The following is an 18,686-nucleotide window of genomic DNA, read 5'->3' on the forward strand; positions in this document are numbered from 1 at the left end:
CGCCACCGACACCTTCGTCTACACCATCATGGACGGCGACGGCGACCTGTCGACGACGACGCTGACCATCACCCTGTCGGACGTCAACAATGCTCCGGTTGCCGCCAACACCCAGAACTGGATGTCGAGCGATCCGGCACAGCAAACTTTGAGTACGCCGAGCTATCCCGACGGATATCCCTTGCTGGTGACTATCCCGACCGATGCGGACGGAGATAACCTCATCGTCACCGCGACGGGGACGATCCCCACAGGCACGTTCTATTTCGATGGCCTCACCTACGTCGCCCTGACGGCCGGCACTGTGCTCTACGATCCGGCCGGCGGCATTAACCTGCTGGACGACCTGGTCTACAGGCCGACCGCAACGGTAACCGACACCGTCAACGTCAATCTGTCGCTGGACGTCTTCGACGGCACCGCCCACGTCACTCAGACTGTCGGCATCCACGAAGTCCCGCCGACCAGCTTGCCCAGCGATACCGCACAGGTGGGTAATGGTAACAGCCCGCTCACGTCCGGAAACGACCAGACCCAGAACCTGAGCCTGTCCCAAGCCACGGTAAGCGCAATAACGGCCGATCCTCATGGCTCGACAGTCGTAATCTACACCGACTTCCAGGAGTCGCCCTTCGTAACTCCGATCCCGCTAGGGGAACGCAATCCAGGCGTCTTCGGAGACGGCAGTGCGGGATCGCATCGCGAGCAGGAAGTTCAAGTCGAGATCAGGATCGGAGCGAACCGTTTTGCAGTTGTTGAAGACGATCTGACTGCCGGAACATTCGAGCAGAGTTGGACCTACGACCCGGCCACCGGCCTGATGAAGGCGACCGTCGACTATGACCATATCTTCCTTCTCGACGGCGCCGGGGTCGCAACGACGACGACGCTCGCGGACTATCTGATCGCAAATCCACCGGCCGCCGGCGACACATGGACACTTTCCTATTTCGACAATGATGGCGGCAACTACCAGGCCCGCGCAGTCAGATTCGAATTCTTCTCCCATGATCCAGGCGATCCTGGAATAACGGTGAATGGCGATGCCACCTTGGCCGACCAGATCTATGGCACATCCGGTATCGACCATCTCAATGGCAATGGCGGCAATGACGTCATCATAGGCAGGGGAGGCAATGATTTCCTCAGCGGCGGTGGTGGCAGCGATCTTATCAGCGGTGGCGACGGCAACGATCTCCTCGTTGGAGGTTTCGGCCAAGACACAATGACTGGAGGAAACGGTGCTGATACGTTCAAACTCGACCAGTTGGACATCAAGGATCTCATCTCCGACTACAGCGGCGCTGGCGGCCAGGGCGACGTGATCGACCTGACGTCGTTGTTCGACACAGCCCCGGGGGGAGCCAATATCGGCGAGTTCGTGAACTACGATGCGGGAACCGGCACGCTAAGCGTCGATGCCGACGGTACGGCCAACGGCACCAATTTCGTGGATGTGGCCACGCTAACGAACGTGCCGGTGTCCAGCACAATCACGCTGCTTTATGACGACGGAATAACCCAGCATACGACCACGGCCAATGCGGTTTAGGGGAATAGTGCAAGGGCTAGGTGCTATGCTATAGATTCGAATGGTAGAGGGGAATTCATCATGAAAAAGTCTGCAAGACTTCTGGCTGCCGGTGCAACACTGTTCCTGGCTGTTGGATCGACGGGGTATGCCGCCGACATCATCGAAGGTCCGTCGGTCGATTATTGTCGCGTCGTCGGCACGTCCAACCTGGTGCAGACCGACAACATCGTCGATCTCAAGAACCAGGTGGTGCAACTGATGGACGAGTCTGTCGCCGTCGCCAACAGCTCGGAATGGATCCATTCGTCACGGCCTGTCTTCGTCTGGGCCTCCGAGGCCAAGGTCGCCTGCGGCAAGGCATACGGCTATTTGAAGACAAATTATCGCGACGAAGACTACCTGAATAAATGCGAGTGTTTCCACGACCGCATGGTCGAGTACATGAACTGACCAAAAAGGCGGCGACGCGCGGCTGGCTGACAATGATGGCCGACCGAACACTGCTGCGGGCGATCGTCGGAACGATCGCCTTGGCCGGTTTTGACCTGCTTGCCATGCATGCCGGCGCGGGTGCGTCGGAACAATCCACTAAAATACAAAATGCTTTGCCCGAACGGTTGCGGCCGACGCGCTGCGATGCCACCCAGGAATGGACGAGAGAAACGCTGAAGGCATTCGCGACCTGCCAGTCGTCGATCTACGGCCTGGAGCCGCGGCTCGCACACGCCGTGATGGAGATCGAAAGCGGGTTCGATCCCGAGGCGCGCGGTGCCGACGGGGAAGTCGGGTTGATGCAGGTCATGCCCGCGACAGCACGAATGCTTGGCTTTCAAGGCCCGCTCGAAGAGCTGAGTGCGCCGAAGACCAACATCGCGCTGGGCGTCAAATATCTCGCTCAGGCGAACAGGCTCGCCGACGGCGACCTGTGCACCACCGTCATGAAGTATCGCGCCGGGCACAACGAAAGCCGTTTCTCGGCACTTTCGGTCCGCTACTGCCAGCGCGCGCGCTCGATCCTGGCAAGGGAAGGGTTCGAGGTTGACGGGCCATTGCCGGTGGCAACATTCGGCTTTTCCACATTTTCAGCAGGAGGAGAAGACAGCGCCCCTGCCGCAGGAAAACGCGTGTGCGTGCGGCGGGTGTTCGTGCCTGGGCCGCGATACATGAAATGCGCCGACTATCGAAATGCAAGGCAAGCCAGACAGATCAGGACGCTCAGAGCCCGGCTTTTTGCAGGCTAAAGAACCACAAGACGGCGCAACTCAGCCGTGACATGACTGGAAGATCAGACCGGGAAGTGACCCGGCGGCACATAGGGTGGAAAATCATGGAAGCTGGCCGACAGGTCCTCTGGCTGCGGACGAGGGCAATCGCCTTTGCGCTCGCCGTGACATTGTCAGGTTGCCAGTCGAAAGGCAGCATTTCCGAAGTGCTCGATCCGGCTGCAATCGCCGCACCCGGAGTGCAGAATGACGCCGCAGTTGCGGGCCGATCCCAGGCGACGCAATCGATCGGCAGTGGTTCGACGAAGATCACGATGCTGCTGCCCTTGTCCGCCCCTGGAGCCACGGGGGAAACCGGCAGGAAGATGCTCGATGCCGCAAAACTCGCAATGGCGGATCTTGGCAATGGATTGCTCACACTGACGGTCGAGGACACGCAGGGCGACAGTGCACACGCCAGCGAATTGTCGATAAAGGCGATCACGACGGGAGCGAAAGTCGTCATCGGTCCGACCGAACTACCGGCGGCGCAGCATATCGCCAAATTGTCGGGACCGAAACGGCCGCCAGTGTTGGCACTTGCCAACAATTTCACAGGCGGTCCCGGCGTTTATGCCGTGCGCCTCAGCGAGGCAGACAGCGCGGCTGCGGGCGCCGCAGGCATCGCGGCGAAAGGCAGCAAGAAGTTCGTATTGATTGTCGCAGCTGGCTCGAACGGCAGTGCCGTTGAAAAGCGGGTCGCGAACAGCCTAAGCATCTATGGCGCAACGCTGGCGGTCACTATCCCGTACTCGGCAGGCGACGGCGGCACCAAAGCGGTCACCGACATGGGCTCACTCGTGGATGCTCCGGACGCCGTCATTGTCGCCAGCGGAGACGACAGCCCGCTGCAAATCCTTGCCGCCCTGAAATCCAAGGGTATCCCGGGAAGAACAATCGCTGTGGTGGGAACAAACCGCTGGCTGGAACGCCCCATCGAGCCGCTGTTTGAAGGGGCCTATATCGCCACGCTCGATCCGCGCGAAACCGGACCAATCGCCGACCGCTTCAAGACTACCTATAACTATCAGCCCGACGTCAATGTCGCCTACGCCTATGATATGGTTGCGCTGACTGCTGGGATCGCCAGCGCGGTTGGACCCGATGGCTTCAGCAAACAGGTACTCGAAAATCCGAGCGGGTTTCGCGGATCCACAGGTCTATTCCGGTTTCGCGCCGACGGATCCAGCCAGCGATCGATGCCGTTCTATCGAGTTGAAAAGGGTGCGCTCAAATTGGTTGCCAGATCGACGTCGGGTTTTTGACCCGGCGCGAACCCGCAGGACCTTATCGAGCTGATGGACAGGCCGAGCCGCATCCGCTTGGCTGTCGCGCTCGCAAGCCTGGAGCTTCTGGCCGGGTTCCTCCTGATCATTCAGGGCGGGGCTTTGCTTTCGGTCGACCGGCCTGTTCCTGCGCCGTCTCCTGATATTCGCGGCAAGCGGCCAACCCGACCGGGCGCAACCGTTCTCGACGCTCAATGGCGAGTGCCGGCACGCAAGATTGCTCAGGACCTCATCGCTCCGCCACAACTTGATTCTTCGGAAATCGAACGGATTGAGCCCCGTCCGCCACTCAGCGAACTCGGTCTCGCCGTGCCCCCGAAAACGCCGATGCCGCAAGACTGGCGGGAGGTCCTGCTCTACGCTCCGATTGCGAGTTCGTCCGCGATCTTCGAATCGATGGGACGGACGGTGGTCATCAGCGGGGTCCAGAGCATTGCCACGGACAAGACCTGTTCCTTTCATGACGTCGTCTGGCCTTGCGGCCAACGCGCGCGCGCAGCGTTCAACTCCTGGTTGCGCGGACGCGCGCTGAATTGCTTCGTGCCACCGGAAGTGGATCGTTTCGCTATCGCCGCCCCATGCAGGCTCGGCAGGCAGGATGTCGGCGCCTGGCTGGTCTCCAATGGCTGGGCCCTGTCATTGCCGAGCGGTATCTACGGCAAGGCGGAGGTGACAGCGATGGATACGGAGATGGGTATATTCGGCCCGCCTCGATAGTCAGCTCGCCTTTTGAGCCCTCAGGGAACCGTATTTGCCGAAACTGGAGCATGATCCCGAAAGTGGAATCCGGCTTCGGAAACGATCATGCTCAAACAAAAAGATAGAGCCCCATCCCGATTTTATCGGGGCAGGCTCTAGAGCAGCATGCTGATCAGGCGGTTGCCTGCGCTGCTGGTTGTTCAGCCTGCGCCGACACCTGGTTCGTTAACTGTTGTCTTCCATCTTCCTCGCGGGCAACTCCAGCTTCACATGGGTCAGCCAGAGCTCGTTCAGTCCGATCGATCAAATTGTATTGGCTTTTGAGACCGAATTTGTAACTTGCCGGCCTTATGCCAGCCTATCTGACAGGAGATCGGGTAGTGACAAAATCGATGGCGAACAGCTCTGCCCAAGCGTGGAAGAGTATCGCGTGGCTGACGCTTCTGGGGACCGCCGGGAGTTTGGGCTTTTCGCTAGGCCTCAACTATCTGCTCCTGTTCGCCGATGGGCTCACGCCGTTCGGACGCGGCGTTGTCACGGCAACGCTCGTCCCCCTCGTCATTGGGCTACCGCTTTTCCTGTTGATCGGCTGGGGTCGGGTTGAGATCCGCCGCTATCGGCAAGAGCTAAACAAGTCAGCGACCTACGATGGCCTGACGGGCTGCTTGAACGGAACGGTTTTTACTTCGATCATCGAACGCAGAGTAAAGAAGCCATCTGAGCGTGGCTCTCGTTCGGGCGCCTTCCTGGTCATCCATCCCGAACACCTTCGATCCATCAACCTGCGATTTGGTATTGAATGGGGCGACGAGGCCTTGCGGCTCATAGCCTCGACCATAAAGTCATCAGTGCGCGAGGAGGATCTGATCGGCCGCATAGGGATATCCATCTTTGGGGTATTTCTACCTGGTGCCACCGAAGAAGACGCCAAGGAGGTCGGTGAGCGTATCCGGGCGCGCGTCGCACAAGTCTATTTTGCGCCAAAAGGGGCGGAGGATGTCCTGAGCATAGGCGTCGGAGGGGTAGTCTTCGAGAATGAACTCGCGTTTGACGACATGTTCCGGTCCGCCGAGCAGCTGCTATCCAGAAATGGAACTGACTTCGAACTGTCTCGTCTGCCCAGTTGACGATCGCTTGCAGGGCGGCAACTTGCTCCGGCTGCGGTGTGAATGGTCCTGCAGGACAGGCCAAGGCGAACGACGACGAGGACACACCCCGATCGCCCCAGGCGCAGCCATCCGCGAGAGTCGCCTCCACCAGCTTTTACACCCTTAGTTGGCAGCCGACAGACCGCCGGAATTAAACAACTTAAAACTGAAGGTTGCATGCCTCAGCCGCTACCCGACATGGTACTTGCGCCACCCCTAAAATAATGAGATGTTGGCTCGGGGTATTGAGTATCGAGTATTGGGTTGGGGGAGCCTCTCGGCTGTTGTCAGTTCCGGGACGCTTTGAAAAAACAGATGAACGTTCTGCAGGTCCTGGTGGGGATACTCACTACGTCGTGCCTTGTTTCGATCTCGACGTATTGGGCAACGGGTTCAATCGGCTGGGCGATCATTAGCCCGATAGTTTTGCAGGTCGGGTATTTTGTCTACATGCTCTGGACGGTCTACGGCGCAGAAGCCGCAGAAGCTGATCCGGGACCCGAGAGCGTTGGCCCGCTCGACCGCAAAGATGGTATCTGGCTCTAGCGCATGATCCACGAACCGAAGGTCGGCGTCGCCGAAAATCGGAGTGGTTTTTTGCCAGGGCCCAAGGCCGGGTGATGCGGCAGATCAAAGTGCCGCAGCGCCGTTGCGTGCAGGAGGATAGGCGAGGGGTTAGTGGCTTCGGACTTGCATGGCCATTGAACTGTGATGCCCCGCTGGCATGCTGTAAGAGCGGTAGCTGTCGCCCCAGTTCCTCAATGACGTTGTCGGGATCACCATAGTTTCAAAGTCTTGGTGAACCTCAGCCGTGAGCGAGCCCGTCGCGCAACCCACGCCAATCACATACGCCGGCCGGTTTTCGCGTCGAACAGGTGGGCGCAGGCGCGATCGATCTCGATCCGCACCTGCGCGCCGTGCTTGAGCGGAAGCCGCTCGCGGAACAGGCAGGAAATTTCCTCACCGGCGCAGTCGACCTTGGCGAAGATTTCCGAACCCGTGGCTTCCAGAAGCGTGACCGTGCCTGGCATTCCCCCGGCGGTTGCGCGGATATGTTCGGGGCGGATGCCGTAGACAAGTTCGCGTCCTGCAGCATCGGCCGGGTGGGCGCCTTCCGGCAGCGGCAGGATCAGCCCACCGGCGCTGCGGAACACGCCTTCCTCGATGCGGCCGGCAATGAAGTTCATGGCGGGCGAGCCGATAAAGCCGGCAACGAAGAGATTGGCCGGCTGGTCGTAGAGGTCGAGCGGCGCGCCGATCTGCTCGACCAGGCCGTCATGCAGCACGACGATCTTGTCGGCCATGGTCATCGCTTCGATCTGGTCATGCGTGACATAGATGGTGGTGGTGCCCAGCCGCTGGTGCAGCGCCTTGATCTCGCCGCGCATCTGGACGCGCAGCTTGGCGTCGAGATTGGAAAGCGGCTCATCGAACAGGAAGACCTGGGGGTCGCGCACGATGGCGCGGCCCATGGCGACGCGCTGGCGCTGGCCGCCGGAGAGCTGACGCGGATAGCGCTCAAGCAGCTTTTCCAGCCCAAGGATGTTGGCCGCATTCCTGACGCGGCCGGCGGTATCGGCCGGATCGGCTTTCTTGATCTTCAGGGCAAAGCCCATATTGTCGGCCACCGTCATATGTGGATAGAGCGCATAGTTCTGGAACACCATGGCGATGTTCCGGTCCCGCGCCCGCAGGTTGTTGACCATACGTTCGCCGATGGCGATCTTCCCGCCCGAGATCGTTTCAAGTCCGGCGATCATGCGCAGCAGCGTCGACTTTCCGCATCCCGACGGGCCGACCAGGATGACGAATTCGCCGTCGGCGATGTCGACGCTGACGTCGTGAATGATCTTGGTGGCTCCGAAAGCCTTCTGCACGTTGTTGATTGTTACCGATGCCATTGGATTTCTCCGGGAAAAGAGTGATGTCGAGCTATGCGGCTTCAGCCGCCCTTGACCGCGCCGGCGGTCAGCCCGGCGACGATTTGCTTTTGCGCGAACATGGTCAGGACCAGGACCGGCAGCGTCACCACCAGTGCGGCGGCGGCGAGCGGCCCCCAGCTCACCTGCTCATAGGAGAGCATGTTGTAGACGGCGACCGGCAGCGTGCGGGTCTCACGGCTGGCGAGCACCACGCCGAAAACGAAATTGTTCCACGAAAAGATGACGGACAGGATGAAGGCGACAACGATGCCCGGTTTGGCGATGGGAAGAGCGACCAGCCGGAACACTTGCCAGGAGCTGGCGCCGTCGATGTTAGCCGCCTCTTCCAGCTCCATCGGCGTGGTCTCGAAATAGCCGATCATCACCCAGACCACGATCGGCACCGTCACCACCAGGTGGATGATGATCTGCGGCCAGAGCGTGCCGAGGATCCCAATCCACTGGAACAGCAGAAACAACGGGATGAGATAGGATAGCCCGGGCGTCATGCGGGCGATCATGATGACGACCGCCGATTTTTCGGCCTTGAGCCGCGCTATGCCATAGCCGGCCGGTACGCCGATCAGCAGCGCCAGAAGTGTCGCCGTGCCGGTCACCAGAACCGAATTCCAGAGATAGAGCAGGAAATTGTTCTCCTCGAACACCTTTACATAGTTCGACCAGGCGAAACGTTCGGGGATCAGGATCGGCGGATAGGCGCCGTTGTCGATCTCGAATTTCAGCGAAAGCGAGATCATCCAGAGGAAGAACAGGATCGCCGGCGAGACAATGACCAGAGCCGCGAAAAACAGCCCGATCTGGTTGAGCAGACGTGAGCTCATCTATTTGCCCTCCGCGTCGATCCACTGCGAGCGCTGGCGCAGCATCAGGAGGATGAAGGACAGCGCCACGATGACGATGAAGAACACCACGGCCATCGCCGAGCCATAGCCAATGTCGTAGTAGGAGAAGGCGGTGTTGTAGAGGTAGATGTTGATGGTTTCCGACGCCGTGCCCGGCCCGCCCTGAGTCATTGCAAAGATGATGTCGAAGCTCTTCAGCGCATCGATGGTGCGAATGATCAACGCGATCATCAGGAACGGCGCGATCATCGGCAGAGTGAGGTAGCGGAACTGCTGCCAGGCATTGGCACCATCGATCTCGGCGCTCTCGAAGGGCTCGCGCGGTACCGAGGCCAGCCCGCCCAGCACGATCAGCATCACCAGCGGCGTCCACTGCCAGGTCTCGACCGCAACCAGCGAAGGGATGACTGTTTTGGCATTAAATATCCATTCCTGCGCCGGGATGCCGACCAGCGATAGCAGGTAGTTGAGCACGCCGAGCTGGGGATGGAACATCATGGTCCAGACCAGCGCCACGGCAACGGGCGTTGCCATCATCGGCATCACGAAGACGCCGCGCAGCAGGCCGCGCAGCGGAAACCTGGCGTCGAAGATCAGGGCGGCGACAGTGCCCAGGAACATCGGCGCTGCCACCGACAAGGAGGTGTAGGTCAACGTATGAACCAGGGATTCCCAGAATCGCGGATCGCTGGCCAGACGGAGATAGTTTTCCATCCCGGCAAAGCTCCGCGACTGGCCGAGCGTCCAGCGGTTGACGCTCATCCAGAGCGTGAAAGCCCAGGGAAAGACTATCACGGCGCCAACGACGACGAGCGCCGGAACGACGAAGGGCCAGTAGTTGGGAGCCAGCCGGATCGTCTGGCTCCCTTCAATGGCTTGCGTCGCTACCCCGGTGCGTTCAGGGGCGATGGCGGACATCAGCCCTGCTCGCTCCTGTCGAGCACCGGCTGGAACTGTTCGGTGGCCTTCTTCAGCTCTTCGGCAGGATCAGCACCAGCAATCATGTTGGTCAACGCCACGCCGTAGATGTCGCGAAACTCGGTGACCGGGATGATCACCGGCAGCGCCAGCCGGCTGATATTGCCCGAGCCGACGACGGCATCGAGCCAGCTTGCCGGCATGGTGACGCCTTCGCGCACCTTGGGGTCTTCCAGTATCGACTTGCGGAAAGGCACGCCGGCGCCGGCCTGAAGCAGGCGCGCGCCCATGGCCGGCGAAACCGCCCACTGACAGAACAGATAGGCAGCTTCCTTCTGTTCGCTGGAGGCGGTCACGCCGAGGCCGTCACCAAACGTCCCGGAGGCATGCGCTTTGGGACCCTTGGGCATCACGCCATAGCCGACCTTGCCGACCACGCGCGACTTTTCGGGATTTTCCATCGGCGGAGCAAAACCCACGCCGTCGAACCACATGCCGATCTTGCCCTGCAGGAAGGCGGACTGCGCTTCAGCCCAATTGAAGCCGGTGACGCCCGGAGGAGCGGATTTGGTCATCAGCCTCTGGTAGAGGGCGGCGGCCTCGATCGCCTCGGGAGCCTCGGTGCGTAGCTTCCCCTTGTCGTCGAGCGGCGTCATGTCGTAGCCGAGCATCAGCGACGTCCACACCGGCGTGTTTGCATTCTTGAGGCCGCGGGCAACGAAACCGAACGTGTTGGTCGATGGATCGGTCAGCGCTTCGGCGGCGGCCACCAGCTGGTCGAACGTTTCAGGATATTTTAGGCCCTTGGCCTCGAACAGCTCCTTGTTCCAGTAGACGATCCAGTAGTCCACCGAGAAGGGCAGCGAACGCAGCACGCCCTGACTGTCCTTGGCGAAAAGCATGCCGGCTTCGGCGAAATCGCCTTCGACCAGCCCAGGATCGGTCAAGGTCGGGTCGGCGAGATAGCCGGCGATATCGGCCAGCCAGCCACCCTTTTCGAACTGGCGCTTCTGCACGTGATAGCTCAGATGCACGACATCGAAGCTCGGTTTGCCGGAGCTGAGCTCGATCACGGTCTTCTGCCGCTGCTGCTGTTCCGGCGTCGCCTCGGCATTGACCTTGATGCCGGTCAGCTCCTCGAATTCGGCGATATATTTCAGGATGGTGTCGCTGCGCGGGCTTTTGACCAGATTGACGTCGAGCGTCGTGCCGGCAAAACGCTTCCAGTCGACGCTGGCGGAAAAGCTCGGGCGAAGGCCCGCCAGGCCCGCGGCGGCGAGCGCCGTGGTTCCTGCAAGGACTTGCCTTCTTGTTGGCTTGAACGGATTGGACGACATTTCTTCCTCCCTTGGGTTGCTGTCGTTGTGGATTGCGTCGCGGCAGCCGCGAACCATACGTCCTCAGATCTGGAGCGCCAACCGGCGCGCATTGTCGATATGCCGGCTGATCGCCTCGACAGCCTTTTGTGGGTCGCGGCTCTCGAGCGCTTCGATCACTGTCAGGTGCTCATGCATCACCGGCACGACGCGCCCATCGATACGGAAGCGCTCTTGGTGGATCAGGCGGATCTTTACCGAATTGACCAGATACGCCTTGGCGATGATCTCGTTGCCTAGCGCATCGATGAAGGTGTCGTGCATCGCCCAATCGATGTTCTGGGCCTTGGCTTCCATTTCCGCCGTCGGCGGCTGCGACAACGCTTGAGCCAGCATGTCCTCATGTTCGCGCCGCAGGCGGGCGAGTTCGGCGTCGGAGGCGTTGACGGTGAATAGCGCCACCGCTTCGCGCTCCATGAACAGGCGGAACTGAAAAGCCTCGCGGATCAGGCTGATATCAATATGGGCGATCTGCATGCCGCGCTGCGGGATGGTCATCAGAAGTCCCTCGGCTTCGAGCCGCGGCACGATCTCGCGGATGGCGCCAAGCGGCAGCCCGGTAAAGGCAACCAGTTCGCGCTGCGACACGAACTGTCCCGGCCGCAGATCACGAGCCAGCAAATGCCGCGTGAAGCTGGCATAGGCTTTTTCCCTGAGGGTGGCCGGTTCGCTGCTGTCGTCCATTTCAGCGGTTTCTTCCTTGCCGGTCAGGCCGGCTCTGTCGCAAACAGCCTGTCATAGGCAGCAGTAAGCTGTTGCCGCCCCTGCGCAGCGATCGGCTCGAGCGGCGGACGGACCGCCAGCCAGCGCTCGTCGCCGGTCTTGCGCGCCACCATGACCTTCACCGCCGGGGTGACCGGATATTTGAGCAATTCGAGCACGAAGCTCTCGACGCGGGCGTCGTCGCGCCCGTCCTCGGCCATGGCGCGGATTTCACCGGTGACGAAATTGGCCATGCCGGAAATGGCGCCTTGCCCGCCCTGGCGCACACTTCTCGCCAAATGCCGCTCGTCGCCGATTAGAATCACCAGGTCGCCATGGGCCTTTAGCAACGCCTCGCTATAGCTCCAGTCGCCACCCGAATCCTTTACACCGGCGATCACGCCGGGGAAGGCCGCACGCAGCCGACCGATCAGGCTAAGCGGGAGCGGCACCATGGTGACAGAAGGGATGTTGTAAAGCAGGACACCGCGAGCCAGCGGGCCGAGCGCGGCGAAGACGGCGGAAAACCATCCGAACAGCCCGTCCTCGCCGACATTCTTGAAGTAGCTTGGCGGGGCCAGCAGTATGTTGCGGACGCCGAGCTGCAAGGCGTGCCGCGCCTGTTCGGCGGCGTCTTCGGCCGCATCGACCAGCACGCCGGCGACGAGCTGATGCGCCGCAATGCCGGCGGCAAGCATGGCTTCGGTGACAATCCGCCGCTCTCCAGTCCCCACCGAGGCGCCTTCCCCCGTGGTGCCGAAGAGCGTTGCGCTGCTGCAGCCGGCGCTAAGGCAAGCCTGGGCTTGCGCGACCATTGGAGAGATGGCGATTTGCCCGGACGCATCAAAAGGCGTGGTGAGGGCAACCGAAAGACCAAAGCGCGAAGCCACTGCTATTTTCTCCAGATGTCGATCTGCAAGCACTGCTAACACGCTAACATGTTAGTTGTAAATTGCAGCAGTGTCTTTTTCGAAACGCTGGCGATATCGAGAGTCGGACATGAACAGAGAGGTTTCGCGCGTGACGCTTTTCGGCGGTGCGACCAGCACACCGCCCAGGGCCGATCCGCCCTACTGTCCCGTCGCGCCTGCGTAGATGTCGAGGACACGGGTGATGCTGCCGATCAGAAGGTCGTGCGCGAAAGGTTTGATCCGGCCTGCCGCAACCTCGGCGTCGAGCTGCCCCAGATGCTGGCTGATCAGAGGCCGGGGAATGTCCTTTTCGCCCAGCACATCCAATAGCTTTTGCGTGGCGCGCTGCGCGTCCGGCGTCGGCCAGTAGTAGCGGATGCGGTCGCTGAACGAAAAATGCCGCTGCACGCGCTGCTCTTCCGGCGTGGCCGGATAGTATTTCTGCCAATTGTCCGGCGACGCCAGCATGATGCGCTCCATCGCGACAGGCAGGCTTTCACGCGAAGGGTCAGGCGCGAGCACATCGGCGATGTGGCTGAGCCCGTACAGCGCCTCGCGAAGCGCGAAGGTCAGCCAGGGGCCGACCTTGAGGATGGCAAAACCATCGCGCACGAGAGCGTTGAGCGCTTCGGCCGGCTGGTAGTCGGTCGAATGCGCCTCAAAAACGAATTGCGGCATGCGGTCGAGCACCGCCACCAATTCAGTCGCCTTGGCCGGCGCATAGGGCACGATCTCGGCGTTGCCGAACTCGACACCAGGCTGGACGACGACCCCGATCGCACGGCCAAAAGCGTCGTCAAGGCCGGCGCGGGAAAACGCTCGGGCGTGTACCTCTACGGTGCGCAAAGCATCGTCGGGCGCCGTCACATGCAGGTGGTCGAGCGCCTCCAGCGCACCGCCCGGCACCGGCACTTCGGTGCCGATGACGTAGACCGGTCTTTCGCCGCCTGCCCGCTCGACCGCCGCCTCGGCGATTGCGGCAAGTTCGGCCGCCCGCGCGGCGATGGTCTCGTCGGCAAGCACGGCAGGATCGTCGGCGCAGGCCATGCTCGTATCCAGATGCATCTTGGTGAAGCCGGCGCTCGCATAGGCATCGATCATCGCCGCGGCGTTCTTCATGGCGGCGGCAGCAGCCATGTGTTTCCACGGATTGGGTCCAAGATGATCGCCGCCAAGGATCAGGCGATCGACCGGGAAATCCGCTTTCTTCGCATGCGCCTCGACGAAGCTGCGGAAGTCGGGCGGCGTCATCCCGGTGTAGCCACCCTCGTGGTTGACCTGGTTGCAGGTGGCCTCGATCAGAACATCCGCATGCCGCGCCGCGCCATGACGCAAGGCGGCCTCGATCACCAGCGGATGCGCCGAGCAGACCGAGGCGATGCCGCTTTTCTCGCCTGCAGCGCGCCTCGCCGCAATGTTTGCAAACCTCTGCGTCGCGGCACTCACTGCATGTTCTTCCCTGTGGCGATGAAGGCTTCGACCGCTTCAAGCGGGAAAATGCCCTCCATCGGTCCCTTGCGGGTGACAGCGAGCGCACCGCAGGCATTGGCAATCCGCATTGCGTCTGCGGGAGCCGCCCCGCGCAACCAGAACGAGACGAAAGCAGCACCGAAGCAATCGCCCGCGCCGGTCGGATCGACCTCGTCGACGGCAAAGCCGGGTGAGGCGACCGTGCCGTGGCGATCATGATAGGTGGCGCCCGCGGCGCCTTTCTTCAGGACGATGCAGGACAGGCCACGGTTCAGCAATTCGTCGACCGCGCCCTTCTCGTCCTTGGCGGATGAAAACAGGAAGAGCTCCTCACCGCTCGGCAGGAAGATATCGGCTCGCGCCAGCACATGGTCGAGCGCCGTGCGCATGCCTGAAGCCTGCATGATCTCGCGGCGGATGTTCGGATCGAAGGACACGGTTCCACCGTTGGTCTTGACAGTCTCGATCGCCGATAGCGCCACCGCGATGGCGCGGTCGGAAAACAGCGACGAGCCCATGACATGGACGTGATCGGCACTGGCGAGCAGCTTCGTTGCCGCCGTGTCGGTCTCGATCAGGCCGGAGGCGCTGTTGGCGATGTTGAAGACGAAATGCCGGCTGGCGTCGGCCCGGTAGGTGACGAAGGCCGTGCCCGTCGCCTGGCCCGTGTGAACCGCGATCGCCGACACGTCGGCGCCAAGCGTCCGCAGCCGCTCGATGTTCAGCCTGCCGAAATCGTCGTCGCCGACGGCGCCGATGAGGCCGGCCGGCTGGCCGAGCGCCGCCGCCTGGCCGATGAAGATGGCGGGCGCTCCGGACGGGTAGGGCCCAAGCAGCGGACCAGGCTCGAGAAAGCTCTGGCCGATCCGCTCGGCCATGATCTCGACGAGTATCTCGCCGGCACTGACCAGCTTCTTCATCTCGCGGAATCCCTCCCGGCATTTCGCCCGGCCTCGCTTCGGATGAACCGCGCGAGCTCTTTCCGGGTGATACGAATTTCGAATTCGCCCACTGGAAGTGAATACGGCTTGTGCTTTTTCGCGTCAATTAATAAATTTACGCATGGAAACTGCTGGAATTGTCTGTAAAGTTTCGACTTGCGGTTGCACGCCAGCGCACCGTATGTAGGGAACCGGGCAGCGCTGAGGAACGGCGCGAGGGAATAATGCCGATGACGCACAAGACGATGGAGGATTTTGCTCGCTCTTGCGGCGTCTCCAGGCCAACGCTGTCGAAATATTTCGATGATCCGACCAGTGTCAAGCCGGCGACACGGCAGCGGATCGAGGTTGCGCTGCGCGCGTCCGACTACCAGCCCAATCTCTTTGCGCGCAATCTGAACCGAAAGCGGACCCGCAGCATCGGCATCGTGGTGCCGACGGTCGCCGATCCCTTCTATTCCGAGATGGTCAGCCGCATCGAACTCAGGCTGCGCGATGAGGGCTACTGGCCGATCGTGATCTCCTCGCATGGCTCGCGCGAGCTCGAAGTAGAAGCGACACGAACCATTCTTTCGCTGAAAGTTTCCGGCGCGTTGATTGCGCCGCTTGGGCTGCGTTCGGACCACCGCACGCTGGAGAAGCTTACACAGGCGATCCCAATCGTCTATTTCGATACCTATCTCGAAGGCAGCACGCCGTTCGTCGGCAACAACAATGCCCAGAGCGTCTCGACGATCGTCGAGTATCTCACCCGCTCCGGCGACGCGCCGGTCTATTTCGACATCCCGCATGTCAACCACAACTCGCCAGAACGAGTGAACAGCTATGTCGCCACCATGCAGCGGCTCGGCCATGAGCCAGTCATCATCGGCAACACCGAAGACTATACTTGGGATTTCGAGCGGATCGGCTACGAGCAGATGGAAAAGATGCTCGGCAATGGTGGCCTGCCGGGAAAGACCATCCTGTGCGCCAACGACCGTCTCGCCTTCGGCGTGATGGCTGCCGCCTATTCGCAAGGCCGCAAAGTTGGTCGCAGAGGCGATTGCGACCTGCGGGTCGCGGCCCATGATGATCATCCGCTAAGCCGCTATACCTGTCCTGCCCTCACCACCATGGCGCAGGATTTCGCGTCCATGGCGGGACGCAGCGTCGAGACGCTGCTGACCTTGCTGGACGAGGACGACGCGGCAGTTGCCCCCAAGGTCAGTCTCGACGCGACTCTGGTCATGCGTCAGTCGGCCTGAGCGTTCCAAAGGCAGGATCGAAGCCGCGCCATGCGGCAACCGCTGCGCCAACCGCTTGCCTCGCCGCCGGGCCGTGGCGGCCCATCGAGACGAAGCCGTGTATCTGGCCGGGCCAGCGCCGCAGCACGACCCGCACGCCGTCATCCACCAGACGCTTGGCATAAGCCTCGCCTTCGTCGGCGAGGATGTCATGACCGGCGATTGCGACAAAAGCCGGCGCTATGCCGGCAAGGCTTGCGGCCTTGAGCGGCGACACGCGCCAGTCGTCGATATCGCCGGCATCCCTGATATAGTGTTCGCGGAACCAGGCCATGGTCGCCGATGTCAGACCGTAGCCCTCGGCAAAGCGGCGATAGCTGTCTGCCGCCTGCGAGGCGTCCGTGTTCGGATAGAACAGCAGTTGCGCGGTCGGCGGGTTCTTGTCGCCGCGCGCAAGCAGGCAAAGCACGGTGGCGAGATTGCCGCCGGCGCTGTCGCCGGCGACAGCGATCCTTCCTGCATCGATGCCGAGATCGCCCGCGCCGTTCTGCATGAAAGGAAGTGCAGCGCGGCAGTCGTCGATCGCCGCCGGGAATTTGTGCTCCGGCGCCAGCCGGTAGTCGGGCGAGACGACGGCGCACGCCGCCATATTGGCAAACCACCGGCAGATCTCGTCATGCGACTCGAGATTGCCGATCACCCAGCCGCCGCCATGCAGATAGAGCAGCGCCGGGGCAGCGGCCCCGACCGCGCCCTGTCCGCGATAGATCCTGAGCGTCAACGAGCCGCAAGGGCCGGCGATGGTGCGCTCGGTCAGTGAGCCGACCGGCTCGCGCTCGCCCTGGAGTGCCGGAAAGTCCTGCTCATAGGCGCGGCGCGCCTCTTCAGGCGTGCCGCTTTCGAACGGCGGGGCTGCCGCTTCTCGCCCAAGGTCGAGCACATGCCGGGCCTCTGGATCGAGCAGGGGCGAAAGCGAGGTCGTCATCGTAAGTGCCCTCCGATATCAGGCAAGCAGGCTGGCCGCTTCGTCCTCCTGGAGGAGCGGTGGCTGATCGACCGTTGCGTTGACGGCGACGGACTCGCGGCTCTCTCCCGAAGCGAGGATCGCCTCCATGATCTCCAGCACATGCAGCGCAAGGTCGCCGGACGCCCGCGGCCTTCTTCCTGATATCAGCGCGCGCGAAAGATCGGCAACGCCGAGCATGCGGTAATTCGCGCGGTCGGGCGCGGCGAAGGGCCAATTGCGCGCGCCGTAGAGTTCGCTGTCACTGGGAAAATCGGCCCAGTCGGCCCCACGTTCCGACAGCGAGACGGTGCCGCCGAACGTATCCGGATCGGGCAGCCTGAGCGAGCCTTCGGTCCCGTGCAACTCGATCGGATGATTGGAGTGCCTGAAGACGTCCCACGAGGCACCGAAGGTGACGGTGGCGCCCGAGCGAAACTCCAGCAGCGACAGGACGTTGGTCGGCGTGCCGACCTTGAAGCTGGTGTTCCTGTAGGGGCCTTCGGCGGTGATCAACCGCTCTTCCTGGCCCCGCGTTGCCATCGCCATCACGCGGGCCACCGGCCCGAGCAGATTGACCAGCATCGTCAGGTAATAGGGGCCCATGTCGAAGACCGGTCCGCCGCCGGGCTGGTAGTAGAATTGCGGATTGGGATGCCAGTGCTCCATGCCACGCCCCATCATGAAGGCAGTGCCGGTCACCGCGCGGCCGATCGCGCCGTCGTCCATGAGGCGGCGTGCCCGCCGTCCGGCGGCGCCGAGGAAGGTGTCCGGAGCCGAGCCCAGCAGCAGCCCGCGCTCCGTCGCCTCGGTGACAAGGCGGCGGCCGTCTCTAGCCGAGGTCGCCAGCGGTTTTTCGGTGAAGACGTGCTTTCCCGCCGAAAGCGCCGAAAACGAGATGTCGAAATGCGCCGCCGGGATGGTCAGATTGAGGACGAGATCGATTTCGGGATCGGCCAGAAGCGCATCGACGCTGACTGCCCGGATGCCATATTCGCTGGCACGCAGGGCCGCCATATCGGGCGATATATCGGCGCAGGCGCGCAGTTCCACCTCACCGAACAGAGCCGCATTGCGCAAATAAGTCATCGAGATGTTGCCGCACCCGACTACGCCGATGCCGAGCTTAGCTCCTGATTGTCCTCGCATTTTTTTCCACCTCCCAACGCCGTGAATCATTGCACCGGCAACGGATCACATTCGAAAGCCGCTTTACAGCATTTTAAATATTGACGCGCGTAAAATTTTTCTGGAACATGCGCAAATGCTGACTGGGGAGGCTGCCAGCGCAAGGAGGAGAGAAAATGACTGACATCAAAAAAGGGCCGGTCTCCGGCTCGAAGCCGGTTGCGCATGTGACGATCGCCGACCGCCGGCAGTTTCTCATTGGCAGCGCCGGACTGCTGGGCGCGGCAACACTTGGGC

The 18,686-nt window shown here is 61.7% G+C and carries 18 protein-coding genes; 8 read left to right on the forward strand and 10 right to left on the reverse strand.

Annotated features, from left to right (window positions below):
• The 7 genes from EOC93_RS26445 to EOC93_RS26475 all read left to right on the forward strand — a co-directional run.
• Positions 1–1,552: type I secretion C-terminal target domain-containing protein (locus tag EOC93_RS26445; protein WP_127206095.1), on the forward strand; the 1,552-nt coding region annotated here is incomplete at its 5' end.
• A 60-nt stretch (positions 1,553–1,612) separates the two neighbouring features.
• A complete protein-coding gene (locus EOC93_RS26450; protein WP_126104680.1) occupies positions 1,613–1,984 on the forward strand; it encodes a hypothetical protein in 372 nt (123 codons plus the stop codon).
• A gap of 32 nt (positions 1,985–2,016) precedes the next feature.
• Complete coding sequence (locus EOC93_RS26455; protein ID WP_095487039.1) at positions 2,017–2,775, forward strand: transglycosylase SLT domain-containing protein; 759 nt, start codon at positions 2,017–2,019, stop codon at positions 2,773–2,775.
• A gap of 86 nt (positions 2,776–2,861) precedes the next feature.
• Positions 2,862–4,061 (forward strand): ABC transporter substrate-binding protein, encoded by a 1,200-nt coding sequence (locus tag EOC93_RS26460; protein WP_095487041.1) that lies wholly within the window; start codon positions 2,862–2,864, stop codon positions 4,059–4,061.
• A gap of 33 nt (positions 4,062–4,094) precedes the next feature.
• Positions 4,095–4,799, forward strand: coding sequence for a thermonuclease family protein (locus EOC93_RS26465; protein WP_127206096.1), 705 nt, complete (start codon positions 4,095–4,097; stop codon positions 4,797–4,799).
• Positions 4,800–5,161: 362 nt separating this feature from the next.
• Positions 5,162–5,908: a GGDEF domain-containing protein gene (locus EOC93_RS26470; RefSeq protein ID WP_245329974.1), complete on the forward strand. Its 747-nt coding sequence runs from the start codon at positions 5,162–5,164 to the stop codon at positions 5,906–5,908.
• A gap of 336 nt (positions 5,909–6,244) precedes the next feature.
• The gene (locus tag EOC93_RS26475; protein WP_095487047.1) at positions 6,245–6,475 is read left to right on the forward strand and encodes a hypothetical protein; all 231 of its coding nucleotides are present in this window, start codon (positions 6,245–6,247) and stop codon (positions 6,473–6,475) included.
• Between the two features lie 296 nt (positions 6,476–6,771).
• On the opposite strand, the gene ugpC is transcribed toward EOC93_RS26475, so the two are convergent.
• From ugpC to EOC93_RS26515, 8 genes are all read right to left on the reverse strand, one after another.
• Complete coding sequence (gene ugpC, locus EOC93_RS26480) at positions 6,772–7,830, reverse strand: sn-glycerol-3-phosphate ABC transporter ATP-binding protein UgpC (RefSeq protein WP_095487049.1); 1,059 nt, start codon at positions 7,828–7,830, stop codon at positions 6,772–6,774.
• 41 nt (positions 7,831–7,871) lie between these two features.
• The gene (locus EOC93_RS26485) at positions 7,872–8,693 is read right to left on the reverse strand and encodes a carbohydrate ABC transporter permease (RefSeq protein ID WP_023797160.1); all 822 of its coding nucleotides are present in this window, start codon (positions 8,691–8,693) and stop codon (positions 7,872–7,874) included.
• On the reverse strand, positions 8,694–9,632 hold the full coding sequence (locus tag EOC93_RS26490; RefSeq protein WP_095487051.1) for a sugar ABC transporter permease: 939 nt from the start codon (positions 9,630–9,632) through the stop codon (positions 8,694–8,696).
• Positions 9,632–10,969 carry an extracellular solute-binding protein gene (locus EOC93_RS26495; protein WP_127206097.1) on the reverse strand — a complete coding sequence of 446 codons (1,338 nt, stop codon included), beginning with the start codon at positions 10,967–10,969 and terminating at the stop codon, positions 9,632–9,634. Before EOC93_RS26495 ends, EOC93_RS26490 begins: the two co-directional genes overlap by 1 nt.
• Positions 10,970–11,032: 63 nt before the next feature.
• Positions 11,033–11,692, reverse strand: coding sequence for a GntR family transcriptional regulator (locus EOC93_RS26500; RefSeq protein WP_095487053.1), 660 nt, complete (start codon positions 11,690–11,692; stop codon positions 11,033–11,035).
• A 23-nt stretch (positions 11,693–11,715) separates the two neighbouring features.
• Positions 11,716–12,600 (reverse strand): dihydrodipicolinate synthase family protein, encoded by an 885-nt coding sequence (locus EOC93_RS26505; RefSeq protein ID WP_127206098.1) that lies wholly within the window; start codon positions 12,598–12,600, stop codon positions 11,716–11,718.
• A gap of 180 nt (positions 12,601–12,780) precedes the next feature.
• Positions 12,781–14,067, reverse strand: a complete 1,287-nt coding sequence (locus EOC93_RS26510; protein WP_127206099.1) for a D-tagatose-bisphosphate aldolase, class II, non-catalytic subunit — start codon at positions 14,065–14,067, stop codon at positions 12,781–12,783.
• Positions 14,064–15,011, reverse strand: coding sequence for a sugar kinase (locus tag EOC93_RS26515; RefSeq protein WP_127206100.1), 948 nt, complete (start codon positions 15,009–15,011; stop codon positions 14,064–14,066). The genes EOC93_RS26510 and EOC93_RS26515 overlap by 4 nt, the downstream gene beginning before the upstream one ends.
• A 242-nt stretch (positions 15,012–15,253) precedes the next feature.
• Between EOC93_RS26515 and EOC93_RS26520 the strand changes: the two genes are divergently transcribed.
• Positions 15,254–16,279 carry a LacI family DNA-binding transcriptional regulator gene (locus EOC93_RS26520; RefSeq protein WP_095487647.1) on the forward strand — a complete coding sequence of 342 codons (1,026 nt, stop codon included), beginning with the start codon at positions 15,254–15,256 and terminating at the stop codon, positions 16,277–16,279.
• Here the strand turns inward: EOC93_RS26520 and EOC93_RS26525 are convergent.
• Positions 16,260–17,243, reverse strand: coding sequence for an alpha/beta hydrolase (locus EOC93_RS26525; protein ID WP_127206101.1), 984 nt, complete (start codon positions 17,241–17,243; stop codon positions 16,260–16,262). The genes EOC93_RS26520 and EOC93_RS26525 overlap by 20 nt on opposite strands.
• Positions 17,244–17,261: 18 nt before the next feature.
• Positions 17,262–18,410, reverse strand: coding sequence for a Gfo/Idh/MocA family oxidoreductase (locus EOC93_RS26530; protein ID WP_127206102.1), 1,149 nt, complete (start codon positions 18,408–18,410; stop codon positions 17,262–17,264).
• Positions 18,411–18,686 lie beyond the last annotated feature (276 nt).

The sequence above is a fragment of the Mesorhizobium sp. M6A.T.Ce.TU.002.03.1.1 genome (genome assembly GCF_003997275.1).
Classification (GTDB): Bacteria; Pseudomonadota; Alphaproteobacteria; order Rhizobiales; family Rhizobiaceae; genus Mesorhizobium; species Mesorhizobium mediterraneum.

Bases quoted from the DNA above. Each gene is read 5' to 3' on its own strand.
- EOC93_RS26485 (WP_023797160.1), bottom strand. From the start codon at position 8,693: ATGAGCTCACGTCTGCTCAACCAGATCGGGCTGTTTTTCGCGGCTCTG.
- EOC93_RS26500 (WP_095487053.1), bottom strand. From the start codon at position 11,692: ATGGACGACAGCAGCGAACCGGCCACCCTCAGGGAAAAAGCCTATGCC.
- ugpC (WP_095487049.1), bottom strand. From the start codon at position 7,830: ATGGCATCGGTAACAATCAACAACGTGCAGAAGGCTTTCGGAGCCACC.
- EOC93_RS26455 (WP_095487039.1), top strand. From the start codon at position 2,017: ATGATGGCCGACCGAACACTGCTGCGGGCGATCGTCGGAACGATCGCC.
- EOC93_RS26465 (WP_127206096.1), top strand. From the start codon at position 4,095: ATGGACAGGCCGAGCCGCATCCGCTTGGCTGTCGCGCTCGCAAGCCTG.
- EOC93_RS26515 (WP_127206100.1), bottom strand. From the start codon at position 15,011: ATGAAGAAGCTGGTCAGTGCCGGCGAGATACTCGTCGAGATCATGGCC.
- EOC93_RS26475 (WP_095487047.1), top strand. From the start codon at position 6,245: ATGAACGTTCTGCAGGTCCTGGTGGGGATACTCACTACGTCGTGCCTT.
- EOC93_RS26495 (WP_127206097.1), bottom strand. From the start codon at position 10,969: ATGTCGTCCAATCCGTTCAAGCCAACAAGAAGGCAAGTCCTTGCAGGA.
- EOC93_RS26490 (WP_095487051.1), bottom strand. From the start codon at position 9,632: ATGTCCGCCATCGCCCCTGAACGCACCGGGGTAGCGACGCAAGCCATT.
- EOC93_RS26525 (WP_127206101.1), bottom strand. From the start codon at position 17,243: ATGACGACCTCGCTTTCGCCCCTGCTCGATCCAGAGGCCCGGCATGTG.
- EOC93_RS26460 (WP_095487041.1), top strand. From the start codon at position 2,862: ATGGAAGCTGGCCGACAGGTCCTCTGGCTGCGGACGAGGGCAATCGCC.
- EOC93_RS26530 (WP_127206102.1), bottom strand. From the start codon at position 18,410: ATGCGAGGACAATCAGGAGCTAAGCTCGGCATCGGCGTAGTCGGGTGC.
- EOC93_RS26450 (WP_126104680.1), top strand. From the start codon at position 1,613: ATGAAAAAGTCTGCAAGACTTCTGGCTGCCGGTGCAACACTGTTCCTG.